The sequence below is a fragment of the Lactobacillus sp. X-49 genome, assembly GCF_057063645.1.
Map to the genome: position 1 here is coordinate 1 of NZ_JBXSQM010000024.1, position 5,419 is coordinate 5,419.

Annotated in this window: 7 protein-coding genes; 1 reads left to right on the forward strand and 6 read right to left on the reverse strand. The window is 31.4% G+C overall.

The genetic code is table 11. The features are described from left to right. Nucleotides 1-29 precede the first annotated feature (29 nt). The 6 genes from ACYIAQ_RS08660 to ACYIAQ_RS08685 all read right to left on the reverse strand — a co-directional run bounded on the left by ACYIAQ_RS08660 (nucleotide 30) and on the right by ACYIAQ_RS08685 (nucleotide 4,175). Nucleotides 30-374 carry a hypothetical protein gene (locus ACYIAQ_RS08660; protein WP_483563443.1) on the reverse strand — a complete coding sequence of 115 codons (345 nt, stop codon included), beginning with the start codon at nucleotides 372-374 and terminating at the stop codon, nucleotides 30-32. Between the two features lie 162 nt (nucleotides 375-536). Then, nucleotides 537-1,385, reverse strand: a complete 849-nt coding sequence (locus tag ACYIAQ_RS08665) for a PTS system mannose/fructose/sorbose family transporter subunit IID (protein WP_483563442.1) — start codon at nucleotides 1,383-1,385, stop codon at nucleotides 537-539. Further along, complete coding sequence (locus ACYIAQ_RS08670; protein WP_122021212.1) at nucleotides 1,382-2,191, reverse strand: PTS mannose/fructose/sorbose/N-acetylgalactosamine transporter subunit IIC; 810 nt, start codon at nucleotides 2,189-2,191, stop codon at nucleotides 1,382-1,384. The genes ACYIAQ_RS08665 and ACYIAQ_RS08670 overlap by 4 nt, the downstream gene beginning before the upstream one ends. Then, on the reverse strand, nucleotides 2,188-2,664 hold the full coding sequence (locus tag ACYIAQ_RS08675) for a PTS sugar transporter subunit IIB (protein ID WP_483563441.1): 477 nt from the start codon (nucleotides 2,662-2,664) through the stop codon (nucleotides 2,188-2,190). Before ACYIAQ_RS08675 ends, ACYIAQ_RS08670 begins: the two co-directional genes overlap by 4 nt. Then, nucleotides 2,645-3,091: a PTS sugar transporter subunit IIA gene (locus tag ACYIAQ_RS08680; RefSeq protein ID WP_118907252.1), complete on the reverse strand. Its 447-nt coding sequence runs from the start codon at nucleotides 3,089-3,091 to the stop codon at nucleotides 2,645-2,647. Before ACYIAQ_RS08680 ends, ACYIAQ_RS08675 begins: the two co-directional genes overlap by 20 nt. Next, the gene (locus ACYIAQ_RS08685; RefSeq protein WP_483563440.1) at nucleotides 3,081-4,175 is read right to left on the reverse strand and encodes a tyrosine-protein phosphatase; all 1,095 of its coding nucleotides are present in this window, start codon (nucleotides 4,173-4,175) and stop codon (nucleotides 3,081-3,083) included. Before ACYIAQ_RS08685 ends, ACYIAQ_RS08680 begins: the two co-directional genes overlap by 11 nt. A 378-nt stretch (nucleotides 4,176-4,553) precedes the next feature. Between ACYIAQ_RS08685 and ACYIAQ_RS08690 the strand changes: the two genes are divergently transcribed. Next, nucleotides 4,554-5,354, forward strand: coding sequence for a MurR/RpiR family transcriptional regulator (locus tag ACYIAQ_RS08690; RefSeq protein ID WP_483563439.1), 801 nt, complete (start codon nucleotides 4,554-4,556; stop codon nucleotides 5,352-5,354). Nucleotides 5,355-5,419 lie beyond the last annotated feature (65 nt).

The following is a 5,419-nucleotide window of genomic DNA, read 5'->3' on the forward strand; positions in this document are numbered from 1 at the left end:
GCGTTATCCACTAAATGTGTCTTTTTATTTTATTGATTCAAATAGTTAACTATCTGCTTAATTGCAGTATTCTTTTGCTCTTGTGAAAGTTTATCATCTTTAATGACTTCAATCGCATGTTCAGCAATTGAAAATATTTGTTTGTCATCTTCATCATCGCTTGCTAAATAACTTATTTTTAAGAATGACTCTAAAACCGTAACATTATTATCTTTTAGTGCATTATTGATAATTGTCTTAAGCATAATCTTCATATTACGAGTTTTTTTACGTTTTGCACGCATTTTATCAAAATATGGTAAAAACAATGCAACACAAACTGCTGCGATTTCTGCACAAGCTGTTACCCATTCTGACAATGGTCCTATTTCCATAATCTCACCTCAGATTTTATTATACTAAGGATAGTGAGACTGGTAAATTTTTTATTTTATCCATCAAATCAAATTTAGACATTTCTTAAGTAATCATATCAAAATTTAAACTTCAAACATGAAACATTGCTTCCTCAATTCGTTACGATTTCCTAATATTGATTATAAAATCTTGAAATATGTTAATCCAACAACAATTACCATCATTGCAATAATGAGCATCGCTGCATGCTTACCATTAGTCTTTTTCAAAATATAGTAAACTGCTGTTGTCACAAGTAAACTTAATAACCCAGGCATTATTTTATCAAACATTGATTGTAAGCTAATTACGTTATTACCAACCTTACTTGAAACGCTTGAGTGGACCGCAATTTTAATTGGCGTACTTATTTTGATTACTGTAGAAATTAATGCACCGACTACCATTAGTCCAACAACATTCGCCATCGTTGAAATTTTTTGAATAACATCGCTTTGCTGATTACTATTTAAAAAATCAATTCCTTTTTTGTAACCAAAAGAAACTGCATAATAACGTGCACCCATGTTAATAATATTATATAAAATAAACATTAAGATAGGGCCAAAAACACTACCACCAAATGCTATTGATGCACCGATACTACCAACAATTGGCAGCCAAGTAAATTTAATTAAACTATCTCCTAAACCAGCTAAAGGTCCCATTAAACCTGTTTTTAATGGATTGATTCCTTCCTTTTCATCTGCCGGCGTAGTTTCTTCCATCGCAGCTGATAAACCTAAAATTACAGCATCGAAATTAACATGCGAATTATAAAAAACAAGGTGTCGCTTCATTGCTTCAGATAGATCTTTTTTATCAGGATATATTTTAGCTAATGCGGGAGCAATTGCTCGCATGAAACCTACACCCTGTAAGGTTTCATAATTAAGCGTAATTCTCATTGTGTTCAGTCGCATAAACATACGCCATAAGTCACGATTGTTTAACTTATGTTCTGGCACAGTCAATTTTTCATCGGTCATAAGTCGTAATCCTCCTCATCTTCATCACCAATACTTGTTTGTACAGGTTGACTTGCAACTGCTTGATTTGCTAACTCTCTTGTTGCTCTTTCATACAAGAAAGCAAATACTATAGCAATCAAAGTAATTGGTAAAATGTCTAATTTTAAATAAGAAGATAGAACAAATCCTAAAATAACAAACATCCAAAGTTCTCTTTTTTTCAACATTGTCATCATTAACAAAGCAATACCCACTGATGGTATAATTGATCCTGCTGTACTTAAACCATTGATAATAAACTTTGGCAAATCATTAATTGCTTGCTGAATAGCTCCTGCACCAAACTGTAAAGCTAAAAAGGTAGGAAATGCACGAGTAAAACCATATAAAAGTGCTGGTGGCCAAGTCAACCAATATGTTCCTTTTACATCAGCATTATCAGCTAACTTCTTAGCCCAGCCGTTAAGAGAACAGTTAACAGTTTCAATTAGGACAAGCAATTGTTGTGCCAAAATTGATGTAGGAACAGCTAATGTGATCGCAGTCGCAACCATAGTTGAAATCGACCCATTACTATTTCCCATAATTGCAAGCGATGTACTAATCATTGTCCCAGTAATTAAATCTGGTGCCATATAAGCACCGACATCACCGATTCCCATCCACATAATTTCTAAAGTAGCACCAATAATTAATCCTGCTTGTAAATTACCCAAAATAATACCAACAATTGGTGCTATCAAAAGCGGTCTACGAAACATTTTAGTGCTAACATCATCAATTCCTAAAAGAAAAGCTAAAGCAGTTAAAATAAAGACTTTCATTTCTCTAAAACCTCTCTTAGTTTTACAGCTCCATCAGTTGGAACCATTTGAATTTCAACATCAACACCGTGATCCATTATTCTTTCTAATGCACGTTTTTCGTCATCTGTTAAAAACACAGCCTTAGTATATTGCTTACGCTTATCATTACCACGAATACCACCAATATTTAGTTTTTCAATCTTATAACCATTATCAACAATTTCTTCCACTGTAAACGGAGATGCGAACAACAGCATTGTTCTTCTAGTTACTGGATTATTAGGAACAATTTTTAAAAATTTTTCTGTAGTAAAAATATGCAATTTAATGTTACGCGGTACGCTCATTTTTAGAACGTTCGATTGAATCTTGTCTTTTGCAACGGCATCATCAACAATGATTACCTGCTCAATTTGTTTAATATTTAACCAGGTTGTTACTACTTGTCCATGAATCAAACGATCATCTATTCTACAAAATTCCACTGCCATCTTCTTGTTCCTCTTCTCTAAATCTTTCTGAAATATTTTGAAAACCCATTTTATATGATTTTTCAAGTGACTCGGCTAGTTCATTTAAATTTCGATTACGATTGGTAAATAAATCTAAAAGCATTGGTAAATTTAAACCGCTTAATACCAAAGTGTTTTCCTGTTTTAAGCAAAATGCACCGCTGACATTCGAAGGAGTGCCTCCTAAAATATCACATAAAATGATTATTCCTTTACTAGTATCCAGATCCATTAACAATTTTTCCATTTGGCTTTTTGCTTGTTCTAGATTCATATCTTCTTTAACTGCAAGATATGCACAATTTTGTTGTTTTCCTACAATCATTTCAGCGCTGCGTAGAGCTTCTTTTGCAAAAAAGCCATGACTAGCCAATATAACAGCTACATTAGAGGATTTATCTATCATATTGCGTTCCTTCTTCTAAATAAAAATTTCTTACATTATTAATCTCATCCATTGTTATGCCAAAATGCTTTTGAAAATAATTTTCTGGAGTATCGAACAGGTCGTAAATTTTATCAATTGCCGCTTTAATATAACTTTTTCTTGTATCTATCATCGCCATTAAATAATCAAGGTATGATTTTTCTTGCACAAGTTCTCGATACAAATCATACTTTAGCTGATTTCGATCTTTACGAATTGTTTTGGTAATCATATAATCTTGAATAATATCCTCCTCCTTTATATTCAATAACAGTAGGATCAGCATTGAACCAAAACCGGTTCGGTCTTTACCCCCTCGACAATGATGAAGTAAAGGTAAGTTTTCTTTGCGACACACTGCCTTGATCATTCTGCCATATGCTTGTTTGGCAACTGGAGATGTAATTAAATCTTGGTAACTTTCAATAACATTTTCGCCACGGTCATTAAGATATTTGTTAGGAACTTCTCCATTTTTTATAGATTGCACCAGTTTTTCGTTTTCACCTCGCAAATCAACAACGTTAGCTGCAGCTTCAGAAAAACTTGACTGGGGGTCACAATTTAAAACCTGTATAACCGTTGATAAAAATTTATTGGGATGATATTGCCGTTCATGTGGTGAACGATAATCAACAATGGTTTTAAAATGATACTGTGTTAAAACCTCAATATCATTTTTATCCAGTTTAGATAGCTGATCCCCACGGAAAAGAAGCCCCCACTTTAAAAATCTCCCATCCTTTGATTCATATCCTCCCATGTCACGAATATTAATTGCATTATTCAAAGGAAGCACTCGTTCTGTAAATAGATTTGTTGAAAAGTCACCATTTTCAGATTTAATAATAAAGTATTGGGGCAAACTTGTACGTGGTACTTTAATTTGAAAAATACCATTAGAACTAGTTGCCAATTTCGTATTAATTCCCTTTACACTAGCTGTATTGCCTGCCAATAATTCATAAGTACGTTGCTGTTTTGAATGATACAATTCAATAGTTACAATATCACCATCTCGTTTCATTTTTATATTATGCAAAATATATGGTTGTTCTTTCATTTTTATGGAACCCCTTTCACGATTGATTATATTACAAGAAAATTATTTGCGCAATTTTATTTTTAGGAAAATAATTTTCATAATAAACAAATAAAATACACAATAAACAAATAATTTCTTTGCATAAATTAAAAATTCCAAGAATTTAATTGATAAAATAATCTTAAATATACACTGTCATTAGTAGCTTTAACTTTATTTTTACCTATATTCTTTGATAATTAGCTGCTTTCTAGATTTGATCTAAATGAAACAATAAAAATAATTAATAACATTAAATCTTGAGGAAAATCATTTTCATTAAGTATAGTAATTCATTATAATTAGTAATATAAAAAGTCAATATGTTTTAACTATCACAAAAGGAATGAATTTATTTTGAACCCACTTGTTGCAATACAAAAAAATTATTTACGCTTTTCTAAAAATGAACGGTCCATTGCTGATTACATTTTACAAAACAGTCCTAAAATTAATAATATGAAAATAACTGAGTTAGCACATAATACTAAAACTTCCTGTGCAACAGTTACTCGTTTTGTTAAAAAAATTGGTTGTACAAGTTATTCCGATATGAAAGTAGACATTAGTCAGCATTTAATTAAGAATATATCTAGACAAGAAAATGATATTTTAAGCGAAGTATTTAGTTTTTACCAAACAGTTATTAAAAATACTCAACAAATGATTGATCAAAATTCAATCAAACAATTTATAAACCTATTAAAAAGTCAAGAACATATTATTTTAATAGGTTCAAGTAATTCTGGTGTTTCAGCAGAAGCTTTTGGCCTTCGGTTGATGCGAATGGGTTTTGACGCTCAGAGCTTTATTGATCCAAATTGGATGAAAATGCGTGCAAGTATCTCAACTAACAAAGATTTATTTTTAGCAATTTCAAATAGCGGAACTACCAACTCTATTGTTGAGACTTTAAAAATTGCTAAAAAGCAATTTGCAAAAATAGTATCGATTACGAGCTACCTTGATAATCCTGTTGCTCAAATTAGTGATTTGATTTTTCATGTTTATAATCCCAGATTTACTGACAACGAAAAATTTATTAATTCTCAATTTTCGAATATGTATTTGATTGATATCTTAACATCTTGTTTACAAGAAGAAGACAAATTTAAAGATTCAATGCAGACAACAAGAATTGCCGTTGGAGATAAATAAAAATAATTAATTTGTATTAATAAGTAATCTGCGCATCAAGAAAAACCGCAACTTCAGTGTTGCGG